Below are 16,283 nucleotides of genomic sequence, written 5' to 3'. Positions count from 1 at the left end.
AGTACAAAAAAGAACCTGCTCGCCAGCCGACAAACAGGCACCCACATATGAAATTATCTTGGTTCAATGATTAGCTTAATCGCCGTTCTCTCTTCGCCATCAATAAGTATATCTGTAAAGGCAGGAATACAAATCAAGTCAACTCCACTAGGTGCGACAAACCCTCTTGCGATTGCTACTGCCTTGACGGCTTGATTTAACGCACCTGCACCGATTGCTTGAATTTCGGCTGCTCCTCTTTCTCTGAGCACTCCCGCTAGTGCGCCTGCTACAGAATTAGGATTAGATTTTGCTGAAACCTTTAATATTTCCATTCCTAGTCCTCCTTGTTTTCCCTGCCGATTATAACTTGGCTCAATAGTTATAACACTTTCCACTGCTACTATATTCAGGAAGTAAAACTTGTATGACAAAGAAAACAGGGATTGTCCACCAATCAATTTTTTATTGAATAAAAAAATGGACAATCAGTCATTTGACTGTCTGTCCATTCAATTCATGTGTAAAGCGGATGATCTTCATTGATGAGTATTCGGTCTATTTTTTTAGCCATGCCCGTCTTATCATCAATATCTATGAGCACAGCACTTAATAGGGTACGCCCTTCTTTAGGTACTTCGAAACGAACAGGAAGGCTGGTCAAGAAGCGATGGATGACTGCCCCTCTCTCCATGCCGAGAATGCCATCATACGGGCCTGTCATACCTACATCTGATATATAAGCGGTCCCTTCGGGTAAAACCCGGTTATCGGCTGTCTGGACATGTGTGTGTGTACCTACAACGGCTGTCACTTTTCCATCTAAGAACCAACCCATCGCCTGCTTTTCACTTGTAGCCTCACCATGAAAATCGACAAAGATGATTGGTGTCCTTTTTTGAGCCTCCAACACGAGTTCTTCCGCTTTTTTGAACGGACAATCCAAATCAGGCATGAATGTCCTCGCTTGCAAATTTATGACCGCAATTTCCTGCTGGTTCAATTTAATAAATTTTATTCCTTCTCCGGGAGTTCCCTCTGGAAAATTCGCTGGACGGACGAGATATTTCGCTTCATCAATAAAATTGAAAATATCGCGATTATCCCATGTATGGTTCCCCATCGTTACTGCCTGTGCTCCCCACTGTAGAAAACTACGGTAAATCTTTTCCGTAATCCCCCTGCCACCTGCAGCATTTTCCCCATTAATAACCGTGATATGCGGTCTATACTTTTCTTTTAATTTTGGAAGGTATTCTTGGACCATATCACGGCCAGGAGACCCTACAACATCTCCAATAAATAGCAATTTCATAGTAAAACCCTTTCTAAATCCACATTTCTAATGATAAGAATATTCAATGTATGTATTGTAACATAATATGGAATTATAATTTTGTAAAAACACCCCATAATAGCTCTTTATAAGCAAAATGAAAACGAAGTGGTTTTCACCACTTCGTTTTCATTACCAAATATTATTTGGCATATTCTACTGCTCTTGTTTCACGGATAACCGTTACTTTTATATGACCTGGGTAATCGAGCTCTTCTTCAATCCTTTTCCGGATATCACGTGCGAGTCGATGTGCCGAAAGATCATCTATTTGTTCTGGTTTCACTAGAATCCGCACTTCACGTCCGGCTTGAATTGCAAATGATTTTTCCACTCCATCATAGGATTCGGAAATCTCTTCAAGTTTTTCGAGTCTTCTAATGTAATTTTCCAGCGTTTCACTTCTTGCACCTGGTCTTGCAGCTGATAACGCATCAGCGGCTGCCACAAGCACTGAAATAATGGAAGTTGGTTCTGTATCACCATGATGTGAAGCGATGCTGTTGATGACAGTTGGATGCTCTTTATACTTGGTTGCCAATTCCACGCCAATTTCAACGTGACTGCCTTCTACTTCATGATCAATTGCTTTCCCTATATCATGCAATAAACCTGCACGGCGGGCAAGAACTTCATCCTCACCAAGCTCAGCAGCAAGCAACCCTGAAAGCTGGGCCACTTCAATTGAATGCTTCAGCACGTTTTGACCGTAACTGGTACGGAATTTCAAACGACCGAGTATTTTGATGAGATCTGGATGGAGCCCGTGAACACCAACTTCAAATGTTGTTTGTTCACCAATTTCACGAATATGTTCATCTACCTCACGTCTTGCTTTGTCAACCATTTCTTCAATACGTGCAGGGTGAATCCGACCGTCCTGAACTAGTTTTTCAAGAGCCAAGCGTGCCGTTTCCCGTCTGATTGGATCGAATCCAGATAAAATGACAGCTTCAGGAGTATCATCAATAATAAGGTCAATACCTGTTAGCGTTTCTAATGTCCGGATATTTCGGCCTTCACGTCCGATAATCCGGCCTTTCATTTCATCGTTTGGAAGATTTACTACAGAAACGGTGGTTTCTGCGACATGATCAGCCGCACAACGCTGAATGGCAAGAGAAAGAATTTCTTTTGCTTTTTTATCAGCTTCTTCTTTGGCACGGGTATCACTTTCTTTAATCATAAGCGCTACATCGTGAGCAAGCTCGTTTTCCATTCGGTCTATAATGATTGCTTTAGCTTCTTCACGAGTTAAGCCGGAAACACGTTCAAGCTCTGTTTGCTGCTTACGAACCATCTCGTCCACTTTGCTTTCCATCTCTTCAATATGCTGTTGTCTTTGGTTTAGAGAATCCTCTTTTTTCTCCAAAAGGCTTTCACGTTTGTCTAACGTTTCATCCTTCCGGTCAAGATTCTCTTCTCTTTGCAATAACCGATTTTCTTGTTTTTGTAATTCGCTTCTTCTTTCACGAGATTCTCGATCAGAATCAGAGCGAACTTTATGAATTTCATCTTTTGCTTCCAACAAGGCTTCTTTCTTAAGAGCATCCGCTTCACGTTTTGCATCCTCAAGGATTTGTTCTGCAGAGCCCTTTGCCCCTGCTATTTTACTCTCAAATTTTGATTTGTGAATAAAATAACCAACAACTGCACCGACGATTAGGCCAAGCAAAGTGAAGATGATTGTCATGGGTTCCATCGTTTCACCTCCCCTTGCTATGAACTTTTTACATAAAATGTTGAACTGTCGGCAAGTACATTGCACATAAATTCAATATACAGCACTTAATTTTCAAAATTTTAGTTTGAAAAATTGTAAAATATACATATTAATTGTATAGTTGAGAATTTTTATTGTCAAGCGTTTGTCCCTTATGTATCAATGATTATTCAAGTTTTATTAATATCAATCGCTATTCTGTACAACATTATTATGGAAAAAGACTGTAAACCTGTTTTCACGACCGATAAATTCGCTGAAAATTTTGTACTTTTTTCATTTTACTTGACTTCACAAGATATAGAAAAAGACCTAAGCAAACAAGCTTAGGTCTTTTTCTATCATTAATCAAGTAATTCAAAATGTTCCTCTTCTGTCTCTTCTGGTAGTTCATGCTCTCCATCAAGGTTATAATGATCTCTGATTTTCTGTGAAATTTCCAGAGCAATATCCTGATTTTCTTTCAAGAACATTTTCGCATTTTCCCGTCCTTGTCCGACACGCTCTTCATTGTATGAATACCAAGAGCCGCTTTTAAGGACAATATCAAGATCTGCACCCATATCAATGATTTCACCTTCCTGAGAAATCCCTTGACCATACATAATGTCGACTTCTGCTTGACGGAATGGGGGAGCTACCTTATTTTTTACGATTTTAATTTTGGTTTTATTACCGACAATTTCATTACCTTGTTTCAATTGTTCAGCACGACGTACTTCAAGGCGAACAGTTGAATAGAATTTCAATGCACGGCCACCTGGAGTCGTTTCTGGATTCCCGAACATAACCCCGATTTTTTCACGGATTTGGTTAATGAATATAGCAATGGTATTTGATTTATTAATGGCACCAGACAGCTTTCTAAGCGCCTGTGACATCATCCGGGCTTGAAGACCCATATGGGAATCTCCCATTTCACCTTCGATTTCAGCTTTTGGAACAAGAGCCGCTACGGAGTCGATAACAATGATATCTACCGCGCCGCTTCGCACTAACGCCTCAGCAATCTCAAGTGCTTGTTCACCCGTATCAGGCTGAGAAAGCAGTAACTCATCAATATTCACACCAAGTTTTTCTGAATATGCTGGATCTAAAGCATGCTCAGCATCAATGAATGCAGCCGTGCCTCCAGTCTTTTGTACTTCTGCAATTGCATGCAATGCAACAGTCGTTTTACCTGAGCTTTCAGGTCCGTATATCTCAATGACCCGACCTCTTGGGTATCCGCCTACTCCCAATGCTACGTCCAATGCTAAAGAACCGCTTGAAATCGTTGAGATTCTTCGATCAGACTGTTCTCCAAGTTTCATAATAGAACCTTTACCAAATTGTTTTTCAATTTGTTTTAACGCCATATCTAAAGCCGCTTGACGATCACTCACTCAATTTCCTCCTCTATATTCAAATAATCGGCTGTCCGATTAAAGATGTTCTTACGTAAGCAATTATTTGAGAACAAGGTTTGTATCTTGTCTCAAAACCTATCTTTACTATATACTCTTTTTACTATTTTGCCAAGCAAAAAGTCGAACATTCATTCGTTTTTTTCCATTGGAATATTCTTTACAAAAAAGTATTTCTCCTGAAGAAAATCATCATTTTCATTCAATAACGTCTTTGAAAAAGCATTTTTATAGAATTAACTGTTTTTTCTTTTCCCTTTTTTTACATGAAAGAAACTTCTTAAATCAAACAAAAACAGAGCCTTTAAAAAGCTCTGCTTCGTCTTTTATAAGTCTCTTAATAAATAATGACAGCCGTACTTCACGCTACGAACACGGATTTGCGCCCTGCTTCCAGATAAACTCAATTCTTTAAAGTGAGTGTCTCCATCACGGTAAGAAATTCCAATGAAGACCGTACCTACTGGCTTGCCTTCTTGTTCATCAGGCCCTGCAACACCCGTAAAACTGATACCTACATCCGCATCGAACTTTTCCCGGGCATTAGAAGCCATTTCCATTGCACACTCACCACTGACTACGCCATTTTTCGAGATTGTCGCGTCACTGATGCCCAAAACATTCGACTTCGCATCATTTGTATAACTGACAATACCACCCTTGAACACTTTTCCGGCGCCTGGTATCGTTGTAAGTTGCTCTTGAAACATACCGCCGGTCAAGCTTTCCGCTGCCGCTATTGAAAGCTTTCGGACCGTTAATTCTTTAACAAGTTCTTTTATGAGCGAAGTATTATCACTTCCATAATAAAACTTGCCGACCCTGTTTAAAATTTCTTTTTCCGCTTCTAAAATAAGCTCCTCACATTTTTCTTTAGAAGAGTCTTTAGCGGTAATCCTTAACGTTACTTCCCCTTCAGCAGCCAGTGGAGCGATTGTGGGATTCGTTTGATTGACAAGAAGATCTTCAATCACTGTTTCCAGTTCAGCTTCCCCTATCCCGTAAAACCGAAGAACCTTGGAGTCGATCCGTTCATGCTTTTCAAGTTTATTCATAATCGATTCATAACCATAGCTTAAAAACATTGGTTCCATTTCACTCGGAGGACCAGGAAGCAACATATACGTGATTCCGGATTTCGCCAAGATCATCCCCGGAGCCATGCCATGATCGTTTGCCAAGACCTCGCTGCCTTCTAAGACGAGAGCCTGCTTTTTGTTGTTCTCCGTCATCGTCCGGCCGCGTTTTTCAAAGTACGCTTCAATGGATTGAAGTGCTTCATCATTAAAAACGAGTTTTTTTCCTATATGGCGAGCGATCGTTTCCTTCGTTAAATCATCTTTAGTAGGACCAAGTCCACCGGTAAATACAATCAAGTTTGCCCGGGATTCTGCGATTTCTATGGCTTGTTGTAATCGTCGGTCATTATCTCCGACGACAGTATGGTAAAAAACATTGACACCCATTTCGGCAAACTGTTGTGATAAAAATCTTCCATTTGTGTTATTAATTTGTCCCAAAAGAAGTTCAGAGCCTACTGCAATGATTTCTGCATCCATATTTTCAAACCACCCATTCGTTTACTTAGAATTAACAAATACCTCTTTGTTTTTTATAAAATAATCCAAACCAGACCATATCGTAAAGATTAATGCAATCCATAAAGTGATATTAGCAAACGGCAGCGAAATGAGGGCAAATGGTAGGTTATGCAACAATAATGCTGAAATAGCTACTATTTGTGCCCATGTTTTGATTTTACCAAGCTGGTTCGCTGCAACTACTTCCCCTGTACCAGCTAATACCAATCGTAATCCAGTCACAGCAAATTCACGGCTAATGATAACGATAGCAATCCAAGACTGATCGTACATTAAATCTAGATCAACCAATACAATTAATGCAGCCGAAACCAGAAGTTTATCAGCCAATGGATCTAAAAATTTCCCTAAATCAGTAATCATATTATATTTTCTGGCAAAATGACCATCAATCCAATCCGTAGTAGAAGCGATAATAAAGAGAATAGCTCCCGCTAAATGCGCAACTGGTAATTTGTACTCTCCCCAGGTAAGCGTCCCCCATGAAAAAGGTACGAGCATGATGATTAAAAAAACTGGTATTAAACAGATTCTTGCTACTGTAATCTTATTAGGCAGATTCAAACTTTTAACCTCCAAAATTTACGCCTGCTTTTTGGGCAATGCGTTTTCAATCTAAATAATATGAGGCCTAAGGCCAAGATATTTCCTATGTATAATTTAACTCAAAAGCCAATGTTATATGCCGGGCAAACCATTTTCAACCTTTGAAATATAAAGAGAAAAATAGTCATCTAAAGATGACTATTCGGCTTTCGTAAATTGTATCGTAACCAATTGCGTAGCCATTTCAGTCGGCGAAATGGAATACTCCAGCTTCTCATCATTCACAAAAATTTCAGTTTCATACGCTCTACCTACATTAATGACAGCTTCTTTTTCATTAGTGAAATCAATTTCCTGGCTTTCGTTTTTATTAATTGTGCCCTGGAATAGTAATTTCCCTTCTCCGTTATTAATGCCAACCCACGGTGAGCCTTTAGAAGTCACCTTTAATTTAAAGGTATCTGTATTTTTCAATTCATACGTACTATTTTTACCGCTAGTGCTGACAACGGCAAGTTCCTGCTGTGTCTTTTCATCTACAGTGTCATCTGCATCATCTTTCTTGTCAGATGTATCTTCTTTCTTTTCATCTTGCTTTTTGTCTGCTTTCTCTTGTTCTTTATTATTAAACTCATCACTTTTATTGTATCCCACTTCATTCTGTTTATCGTTCTTTTTATCGTCACTATCAGGCTTACTCATATTACTGGATACTAGCACCCAAATTAAAATAGCAACACCGATAACTAAAACGGCAACCAGGATTTTAGGTAACATTTCTACAACTTTGGAGTCCCCAGCAGGAATCGTTTTCCGGGATTGGACCCTCGAAAGTTGTTCAGGTAGTTCATCACTATAAACTGAAGGCACTTCACTCTTGTACTGTTCAAAAATCTCTTCTGAATCCAGTCCGACCGCTTCACAATATTGCTTAATGAATGCCCGTACATAAAACTTTCCAGGCATCATACTGTAATTGCCCTCTTCAATTCCAATGAGGTAACGCTTTTGAATCTTCGTTAATTCTTGTAAATCTTCTAAGCTAAGCCCTTTGGCTTCCCTAGCTTCCTTTAATCGATTACCTAACTCAGTCAAATAAAACACCTGCCATTTTAAAAGTCAAAGGAACCAAATTCCGACCCTGAAAACTGGTCTTTTTGGTCGACAACTTCATATGTTATTTCTTCATCTGGATTGTTTCGCAATTCAATAATATAATCAAAGTCTTCGAGAGTATACTCCGTATTTTGTACAAAAACGTCAGGATGTTCGATGACTTTGACAGCATCAAGCCTCATGATTTCGCGGATTAGCTGCCAATGACGCTCATTTGCACGGCGAGTTGAAACAATCCCATCTAAAATAAACAAATTATCATTGTTATATTCATCTTCAATAAGCTGACTGCGGATAGTCTGCTTTAAAAGGGTGGATGACACAAATAACCATCTTTTATTAGCACATACACTCGAGGCTACGATAGATTCGGTTTTCCCTACGCGGGGCATGCCTCGAATCCCGATTAACTTATGACCTTCTTGTTTAAATAACTCGGCCAAGAAATCGACAAGCAACCCTAGTTCATCACGTACAAACCTGAACGTGTTTTTTTCATCAGCATCGCGCTGAATATAACGCCCATGCCTGACAGCAAGACGATCACGTAATTTAGGTTCCCTAAGCTTAATGACCTTTATCGTATCCATCGTATGGAGGATTGATTCGAATCTTTCTATATTCCGGCTATCTTCTGCCATTAGAAGTAAACCTCGCCTACCTTCATCGACACCGTTAATAGTGATGATATTGATGGATAGCATACCCAGCAGGGATGAAATATCCCCCAATAAACCTGGACGGTTGACTTGAATTTCATATTCAAAATACCATTCTTTTTTCTCCACGATAACACTCCTTAAGCCTAGAAGCTTTTACCCAACATTCGAGCAAAACTTATCCATCGTAAATTTCAAGGTCTGTAACCATTAATTATTATTGTCTAGCTTCTATAATATAGTATTTCGTGATAAGTTAAAAGGAAAAACCCTATAAAAGTGTTCATTTTTATATTAGAGGATAGATCAGGTAGTTATCTTCAAGCCAAAGGCCCTGTTATTTAAATAACAGGGCCTTTGGCTTGAAAATTTACTTTGTTCCATTGTTTCCAACTAACTTGACCATAACGCTTGCCATGGCATGTTTTTCATCATCGCTTGCAACCGACCAAAGGTCAGCAAGTACTTTCTCTTGATCGTTTTTAGGATCAACCTGCTGAGCAAGGTAATCACCAATTTCGAAAGCTAAGTTGTTAACAGCACCTTCTGACAAACCTTGTTGTTCACCTTGATTTAATCTGTCGCCTAAGAAATTTTTCCATTGATCCCAATTGTCTAGTACAGACATGAATGGTCACCCTTTCCTTCAAAATAGTACATAGATATTTTGTGAAGGAAACGAAAGAATTATACATAGTATTAAAAAAATCAGGTGTACCAGCCACCGTTTACTCCTAAGATTTGCCCGGTTATATAAGAGGCCTTGTCAGACAGTAAATAAAACACGGCCTCGGCTACTTCCTTCGAACTACCCATACGTCCCATAGGAATATCGCCTTTTATGATTTCCAAGTCTTCGGCACTGAAAGACTCAAGCATAGAAGTGGAAATCGCCCCGGGAGCAACTGCATTGACCCTAATTCCATTAAGGGATACCTCTTTGCTTAACGCCTTGATAAAAGCATTTTGACTGCCCTTGACCATTGAATATAGCACTTCACAAGATGCACCCGTCTGTCCCCAAATGGATGTGACGGCCACGATGGCAGCCTGTTCTTGATACATTAATTTCGGAAGTAGTTCCTTTGATAATTGGAAAGGACTCGTTACATGCAACTGAACCATTTCATTAACGATTTGCTCATCCATGTCGGATATGAGTCCATAATAGCTATTGCCACTATTAAGAACGATGGCATGAAGGGCAAAAATATTTTGCGCCAGTTTCTTGTATCCGTCCGCTGCGGCTAAATCTGCTTGAATCGGAATAAGTTCAACCTGATATTGTTTAAGCTCTTCAATCAACTTCAGAATCGCTTCCTCGTTGCTGTTGTAATGTAGATAAAGTGAATAGTTCTCCTCGGCGAGCTTTAAAGCAATTTCCCTGCCGATTCCTCCACTAGCTCCCGTAATAAGGGCAAAACGCTTCCCCACATTTACGCCCCCTTTATATATTATTTTGGAAGTACATGACAGACTGTCATCCGTTCATCGGATATAAATTCCTTGGCGACCTTCCCTATATCTTCAATCGTAAGTTTTTCCAATACCGATACCACATCAAACAAGTTCATATCATTGAAAGCATATCGGGTGAATTGATTCGCAATATATTCCGGTGAATTCAGAGAACGAAGGAAAGAACCGATTTTCTTCTTAATCGTCCTCTGCAGGCTTTCTTCACTCAAGCCGGTTCCAGATTTGGACTTTTGCAGAATTTCCAATAAAGACTCTGTTAGTTCTTCAGGTTTTGTACTATCCCCGCCAATTAATGCAAACCCAAAACCTTGTTCCTGCGTATAGTCATAAGAGAAGCTTTGATCAATCAAACCCTTCTCGTACATTGTTTCGTGCAGAGGAGAACTTTTGCCGAACAACATTTCTAAATAAATATTGGTCGCCAACTCCCTTTTCAATAGTTGTACACCGGATTGATAAACATCGGTAGCCTTGATTCCCACCATCACTTTCGGTGTCTGAACATTCATTTTTAATATTTCCTTATCTTTAGCAACCGTTTCCGGCTCTGCTTCAAATTTACGCTCTACTTCCGGCTGTTCCTGATATTCTTTATTATTTTGATTATCCCGAATCAACTTCATGGTACTTTCAGCATCAACCGGGCCTACAACGAATAACAGCATGTTGCTTGGATGATAAAACGTATTATAACATTCGTAAAGCATGTCTTTCGTAATACCAGCAATAGATTCCACTGTACCGGCAATATCAATTTTCACAGGATGTTGATGATACATGTTTGCAATCGTCCCGAAATATAATCGCCAATCAGAATTATCATCATACATATTAATTTCCTGCCCAATGATTCCTTTTTCCTTCTCTACAGTCTTTTCCGAAAAATATGGGTCCTGAACAAAGTCGATCAACGTCGTTAAATTCCTTTCAAAGTCGGAAGTGCTTGAGAATAGATAAGCTGTCCGGGTAAACGAAGTGAAGGCATTTGCAGATGCTCCCTGCTTTGAGAATTGCTGAAAAACATCACCATCTTCTTTTTCAAAAAGCTTATGTTCTAGAAAATGTGCAATTCCATCAGGCACCTTCGAGAATTCTTTTTGATTCAATGGTTTAAAATGATTGTCGACTGAACCATACTTCGTTGTAAACGTCGCGAAGGATTTATTAAACTCTTTTTTCGGGAGAATATATACTTCAAGGCCATTCTCCAATTTTTCATGGAAAAGCTCTTCTTTCAATTGACTAAATACTATTTTCTCCATTACCCTTGCACCTCCGCTTCTGTTAGGAAATAGATCGTATCAAGCTGAATTTTTTGACCAACGGCGACGATTTCTTCCTTTGTCGTCTGCTCTGTTTTTGCAAACCATTCGTCGAGTGAGATATCATGGCCGGAAACCACATTATGATATAAAATTTCGACCAGACCTCTCGAAACGTCAATGGTTTCAAGAAGTTGATTTTTAATGACCGCTTTTGTCTGTGCCAGTTCTTCTTCAGAAAAATTCCCTTGCTTCATTTCATTCATTTGTTCATTAATAATATCTAGTGCTTGCTTATAGTTGGCATTTTCAATACCTGCCATAACCATTAGAAGGCCTTTATGGCTTTCGAGCCTAGAGGCTGCGTAATAGGCAAGGCTAGCTTTCTCCCGGACATTGATGAAAAGCTTTGAATGTGAAAAGCCACCAAAAATCCCATTGAATAGCTGTAATGCATAATAATCCGGATCACCATACGCGACATAGGTTCGATAACCTATATTCAATTTTCCTTGTTTCACGTCAGAATTCTCAATGATTTCTTTTTCCTTACCTACTTCTTTACCTGTATCCCTCTGCAGCCTTGCCGCCACACGATCTGGAAGGAGGGAGACATATTTGTCAGCTAAGACTTCAACTTCTGCTTCGTCGATATCTCCGATCACATATAAATCAATTTCATCCTCAGTTAATACTTTTTTATAATAGGTAAAAAGGGACTCAGGGGTAATCGTCTCCAAGTCTTGTAGATTCCCGCTCGCTTCTAGAGCATATGGTTCGTTTTTGCACATTTCTTCAACAAGACGTGTAGCAGAATACCGCATTTTATCATCGGAAATTGATTGAATCCGCTGTTTTAATGACCGAATTTCATTAGAGACCGTTTTGTGGTCAAAGGCTTCACCATTTTTCTTTGGATGAAATATCACTTCGGATAACAACATAAAAGCCTTTTCAAGAAGCGGCGTCGGGTCACTTAGAAATTTTTCATTGACGATATCGATTGTAAAGCTTAGGATTTGGTATTCTCCTTTTTTAGCGACATCGACATAAAACCCTGCTCCATAAAGATCATCAAGATAAGATCGAAGCTCGGGTGTTGTAGGATATTTACTTGTATTGCTTTGTAGCACATATGGCAGTAATGCACGATATGTAACGTTCTCTTTTGTCAACGGTGCTTTCATTTTCAGAACGAGAGTATTCGTTTTATATTTATCCGTGCGGACCACGTGAAGCCTGTAGCCGCTTTTTTCCGTAATTGTATCGGAAGCAATAGACATGAATAATCCTCCTCAATATATAATTCAACTTTATTAGCTTATTGTTTGTAGATAGGTAACCTTTTAAACATCTACTTAAAATATACATGCGAAAGGAAAAATCATGCAAGTTACAGCTATTTTTTTTATTTCAACAAGGACTCCACATATTGCTTAAAATCTTTCCTCTCTTTCACAAGGAAAAACCGGTCAGCACATAAAGCGGACCGGTTAATAACTTATCTTTTCCCTTTAATATATGGCTGGCCAGAAGCTTTTGGAGCATCTGCGCGGCCAATGAAGCCTGTTAATGCTATGATTGTTAGTACATAAGGCGCGATTAATAGGTAAACGGATGGGATGTCCTTGAAGAAAGGAAGGCTCGATCCTACAATGCTTAAACTCTGGGCTAATCCAAAGAATAGCGCTGCCCCCATCGCACCGATTGGATGCCATTTACCGAAAATCATAGCGGCAATGGCCATAAATCCTTGACCATTAATTGTCGCATGATTAAATTCATTCGAAAAAATAGTAGCATAAATCGCACCGCCGATTCCGCCAAATGCACCAGATAGCAGAACCGCTGCATAGCGGATTTTCGTAACATTGACACCCATCGTATCAGCAGCCATAGGATGCTCCCCTACTGCACGAATCCTTAAACCAAATGGGGTTTTATAAAGTACATACCATACGACAAAAGATATCAAAATGGCTATATAGACAATATAATAACCATTTGAAAAAAGGATAGGACCTATAAATGGAATATCACTTAATAAAGGAACATCAATCCTTGGGAATGTTTCTGTAATTCGATCTGTTTGGCCTTTGTCATAAATCAGCTTCACTAAAAACATAGTGAGGCCTACAGCCAATAAGTTGATTGCAACCCCACTTACCGTTTGATCAGCTCTAAAAGTTATACACGCCACAGCATGAAGAACTGAGAATAACAATCCAGCAATCATTGCCGCTAAAACAGCCAGCCATGGAGTCCATTGCCCGAAAACATCTGCAAACATTAAGTTAAAAACAATTCCCGTAAAAGCACCAATGACCATTAATCCTTCTAAACCAATGTTTATGACACCTGCTCGTTCAGAAAACACTCCTCCGAGTGAAGTGAATATAAGTGGAGCAGCTAGAGCAATCATAGATGGAATAATAATTTGTAATACTTGGTAAAAATCCACTTATTTCACCCCTTTCTTAAATCGAGCGGCAATCCAACGAATAAAATAACTGGATGCGACGAAGAAAATAATCAATGCTATGACAATATCCACAATTTCACTTGGTATGCCAGTTTCGAGCGGCATATTTAAGGCCCCTGCCTTCAGACCGCCAAATAATAAAGCAGCAAGAACTACTCCAATAGCCGTATTTGCTCCTAGTAAGGCTACTGCAATCCCATCAAAGCCCATACCTGTAAATCCACCTTTGACCGCAGCATAACCGAAGGTTCCTAAGCCTTCCATGGCACCAGCAAGGCCTGCAAATGCACCAGAAATAACCATGGAAAGAATGATGTTTTTATTAACGCTCATCCCTGCATACTCTGATGCGTGCTGATTGAATCCTACCGCTTTCAGTTCAAATCCCGTTTTTGTTCTTTCGAGAATGAACCACATGATGATTACACAAATAATAGCTACGACTATTCCCCAATGCATACGGGAAAAATCCGTAATGCTTTCAAAGAAAGGCGACCGTAGTGATGCTGTATCAGCAATTCTTTCAGTTTTATCAAGCTTGTCTGTCATTACATTCCGAATTAAATAATTCGTTACATATAAAGCTGTATAGTTCAGCATAATAGAAACGATTACTTCGTGTACTCGAAACTTAGCTTTTAAATATCCCGGAATAAATGCCCACAAAGCACCTGCAGCTGCTCCCGCTAAGATCGCTAATGGCAAATGGATAATTCTTGGAAGATCAAAGGCAATCCCTACCCATACTGCGGCCAGCCAACCAACAATTAATTGCCCTTCGACTCCGATATTGAACAGACCAGTACGAAAAGCAAAGGCTACCGCCAAACCAGCGAGGATATAAGGAATAATTGTCCTGACGGATTCTCCTACATAATACGAATCTCCAACAATTCCACCAATCATGGAGCCATACCCTGCAATTGGATCATAGCCACTTACTAACATGATGATAGCCCCAACAATTAAGCCAAGGATAACCGCTATCACTGGACTTGTTAATTTAGAAAAATACTTAGACATTTTGTTTTCCACCTGCTTCCATACGCTTGCTGCCAGCCATAAGAAGACCAAGCTCCTGTTCAGTCGTTTCTTTAGGATTGACAATGGCGACGATTTCTCCTTCATAAATAACGGCAATTTTATCGCTCACATTCATGATTTCATCTAATTCAAATGAAATGAGGAGTACCGCTTTTCCTGCATCACGCTGTTCAATCAGGCGTTTATGAATAAATTCAATCGCCCCAACATCGAGTCCGCGAGTTGGCTGCGCGGCAATCAATAGATCTGGGTTCCTATCAACTTCCCTTCCTATGATTGCCTTTTGCTGATTCCCGCCAGAAAGGGCCCTAGCTGGCGTATATTCACTTGGAGTCCGAACATCGTAACTTTTAATCAATGAACGCGCTTTTTCAAAGATTCTCTTTGAATTTAAAATACCAGCTTTTGAATAGGGCTTTTGATAATATGTTTGCAAGACGATATTTTCTCCAATGCTATAATCGAGAACTAAGCCATGCTTATGCCTGTCTTCTGGAATATGACCCACGCCTGATTCAGTAATTTTGCGCGGCTTTAGATTCCTAATTTCTTTCCCATTTAATTTTATGGACCCTGCTGTCGTCTTCCTTAAGCCTGCTAATGCTTCAATTAATTCCGATTGACCATTGCCATCTACACCGGCAATCCCGACAATCTCCCCTGCACGAACCGTTAATTCCAAGTTCCGGACAGCTGAAACTCCCCGTGAATCCTTGACTTCTAGTCCGCTAACATCAAGAACAACATCAGAGGGGGAGGCTGCCGTTTTTTCCGTTTTAAATAGAACTTCCCGACCAACCATTAAGCTGGCCAATTCGTTAGGATTCGTTTCATTGACATTCACTGTCCCAATCCCCTGCCCCTTGCGGATGACAGTTACCCGATCACAAACCTCCATAATTTCCTTAAGTTTGTGAGTAATCAAAATGATTGATTTCCCCTCTTTGATCAAAGCCTTCATTATAAAAATCAGTTCCTTAATCTCTTGAGGAGTCAACACAGCTGTTGGCTCATCGAAAATCAGTATCTCTGCACCACGGTATAGCGTTTTTAGAATTTCGACACGCTGCTGCATCCCTATTGAAATATCTGCAATTTTTGCATAAGGGTCGACACGAAGCTGATATTGTTCTGATAGTTTCCTAACTTCCTCACTCGCTTCTTTTAAGTCGATTTTACCTCCTTTGGAAGGTTCTTTTCCTAAAATTATATTTTCTGTTACTGTAAAAGGGTCAACAAGCATAAAATGCTGATGCACCATCCCAATCCCTAATTCATTGGCAATGTTCGGACTGGTAATCTTGACTGGCTTGCCATTTACACGGATTTCTCCCTGCTCTGGCTGGTATAGGCCGAATAAAACATTCATCAATGTAGATTTACCCGCACCATTTTCACCTAATAATGCGTGAATCTCCCCTTTTTTCACTTGAAGGGTTACGTTATCATTAGCGACGATGCCTGGGAATTCCTTTCGGATATTGAGCATCTCAATTACATATTCCACGTATTATCAACTCCTAAAATGAGTGTAAATGATTCTTAATTAGAAAATTGCTGTTCCTTACCAATTTGGTTTTTTTGAAAAAACCAAATGAAAAACTACGATTCTATCATAGTTTTTCATTCGATATTTTACAGTCTCCAGGA

Annotated in this window: 15 protein-coding genes; all 15 read right to left on the bottom strand. The window is 39.7% G+C overall.

The features are described from left to right. Nucleotides 1-53: 53 nt before the first annotated feature. On the bottom strand, nucleotides 54-314 hold the full coding sequence (gene spoVS / locus RE409_RS09180) for a stage V sporulation protein SpoVS (protein WP_029281188.1): 261 nt from the start codon (nucleotides 312-314) through the stop codon (nucleotides 54-56). 182 nt (nucleotides 315-496) lie between these two features. Then, nucleotides 497-1,294 (bottom strand): TIGR00282 family metallophosphoesterase, encoded by a 798-nt coding sequence (locus RE409_RS09175; RefSeq protein WP_201181374.1) that lies wholly within the window; start codon nucleotides 1,292-1,294, stop codon nucleotides 497-499. 163 nt (nucleotides 1,295-1,457) lie between these two features. Then, nucleotides 1,458-3,017 carry a ribonuclease Y gene (rny, locus tag RE409_RS09170; protein WP_053345393.1) on the bottom strand — a complete coding sequence of 520 codons (1,560 nt, stop codon included), beginning with the start codon at nucleotides 3,015-3,017 and terminating at the stop codon, nucleotides 1,458-1,460. Between the two features lie 365 nt (nucleotides 3,018-3,382). After that, the gene (recA, locus tag RE409_RS09165; RefSeq protein ID WP_053345392.1) at nucleotides 3,383-4,423 is read right to left on the bottom strand and encodes a recombinase RecA; all 1,041 of its coding nucleotides are present in this window, start codon (nucleotides 4,421-4,423) and stop codon (nucleotides 3,383-3,385) included. Between the two features lie 347 nt (nucleotides 4,424-4,770). Then, nucleotides 4,771-6,003 (bottom strand): competence/damage-inducible protein A, encoded by a 1,233-nt coding sequence (locus RE409_RS09160; protein ID WP_201181375.1) that lies wholly within the window; start codon nucleotides 6,001-6,003, stop codon nucleotides 4,771-4,773. 21 nt (nucleotides 6,004-6,024) lie between these two features. Continuing rightward, complete coding sequence (gene pgsA / locus RE409_RS09155; RefSeq protein ID WP_053345391.1) at nucleotides 6,025-6,609, bottom strand: CDP-diacylglycerol--glycerol-3-phosphate 3-phosphatidyltransferase; 585 nt, start codon at nucleotides 6,607-6,609, stop codon at nucleotides 6,025-6,027. Nucleotides 6,610-6,789: 180 nt separating this feature from the next. Further along, nucleotides 6,790-7,695: a helix-turn-helix domain-containing protein gene (locus tag RE409_RS09150; protein WP_309558836.1), complete on the bottom strand. Its 906-nt coding sequence runs from the start codon at nucleotides 7,693-7,695 to the stop codon at nucleotides 6,790-6,792. Nucleotides 7,696-7,703: 8 nt separating this feature from the next. Continuing rightward, nucleotides 7,704-8,495: a DUF3388 domain-containing protein gene (locus RE409_RS09145; RefSeq protein WP_201181378.1), complete on the bottom strand. Its 792-nt coding sequence runs from the start codon at nucleotides 8,493-8,495 to the stop codon at nucleotides 7,704-7,706. 241 nt (nucleotides 8,496-8,736) lie between these two features. Further along, nucleotides 8,737-8,994, bottom strand: coding sequence for a DUF3243 domain-containing protein (locus RE409_RS09140; RefSeq protein ID WP_201181379.1), 258 nt, complete (start codon nucleotides 8,992-8,994; stop codon nucleotides 8,737-8,739). Nucleotides 8,995-9,074: 80 nt separating this feature from the next. Continuing rightward, the gene (gene ymfI, locus RE409_RS09135) at nucleotides 9,075-9,800 is read right to left on the bottom strand and encodes an elongation factor P 5-aminopentanone reductase (RefSeq protein WP_201181380.1); all 726 of its coding nucleotides are present in this window, start codon (nucleotides 9,798-9,800) and stop codon (nucleotides 9,075-9,077) included. Between the two features lie 20 nt (nucleotides 9,801-9,820). Further along, entirely contained in the window at nucleotides 9,821-11,107 is a 1,287-nt protein-coding gene (gene yfmH / locus RE409_RS09130; RefSeq protein WP_201181381.1) for an EF-P 5-aminopentanol modification-associated protein YfmH, read from the bottom strand. Next, complete coding sequence (yfmF, locus tag RE409_RS09125; protein WP_309558835.1) at nucleotides 11,107-12,390, bottom strand: EF-P 5-aminopentanol modification-associated protein YfmF; 1,284 nt, start codon at nucleotides 12,388-12,390, stop codon at nucleotides 11,107-11,109. The genes yfmH and yfmF overlap by 1 nt, the downstream gene beginning before the upstream one ends. 218 nt (nucleotides 12,391-12,608) lie before the next feature. Further along, a complete protein-coding gene (locus RE409_RS09120) occupies nucleotides 12,609-13,568 on the bottom strand; it encodes an ABC transporter permease (protein ID WP_201181383.1) in 960 nt (319 codons plus the stop codon). Next, the gene (locus RE409_RS09115) at nucleotides 13,569-14,612 is read right to left on the bottom strand and encodes an ABC transporter permease (protein ID WP_056526880.1); all 1,044 of its coding nucleotides are present in this window, start codon (nucleotides 14,610-14,612) and stop codon (nucleotides 13,569-13,571) included. It lies immediately after the preceding gene. Then, nucleotides 14,605-16,140 carry an ABC transporter ATP-binding protein gene (locus tag RE409_RS09110; protein WP_201181384.1) on the bottom strand — a complete coding sequence of 512 codons (1,536 nt, stop codon included), beginning with the start codon at nucleotides 16,138-16,140 and terminating at the stop codon, nucleotides 14,605-14,607. The genes RE409_RS09115 and RE409_RS09110 overlap by 8 nt, the downstream gene beginning before the upstream one ends. Between the last annotated feature and the right edge of the window lie 143 nt (nucleotides 16,141-16,283).

Source organism: Peribacillus sp. R9-11 (assembly GCF_031345095.1).
Taxonomy (GTDB): domain Bacteria; phylum Bacillota; class Bacilli; order Bacillales; family DSM-1321; genus Peribacillus; species Peribacillus butanolivorans.
This window is presented reverse-complemented; position numbering and strand designations above follow the sequence as displayed.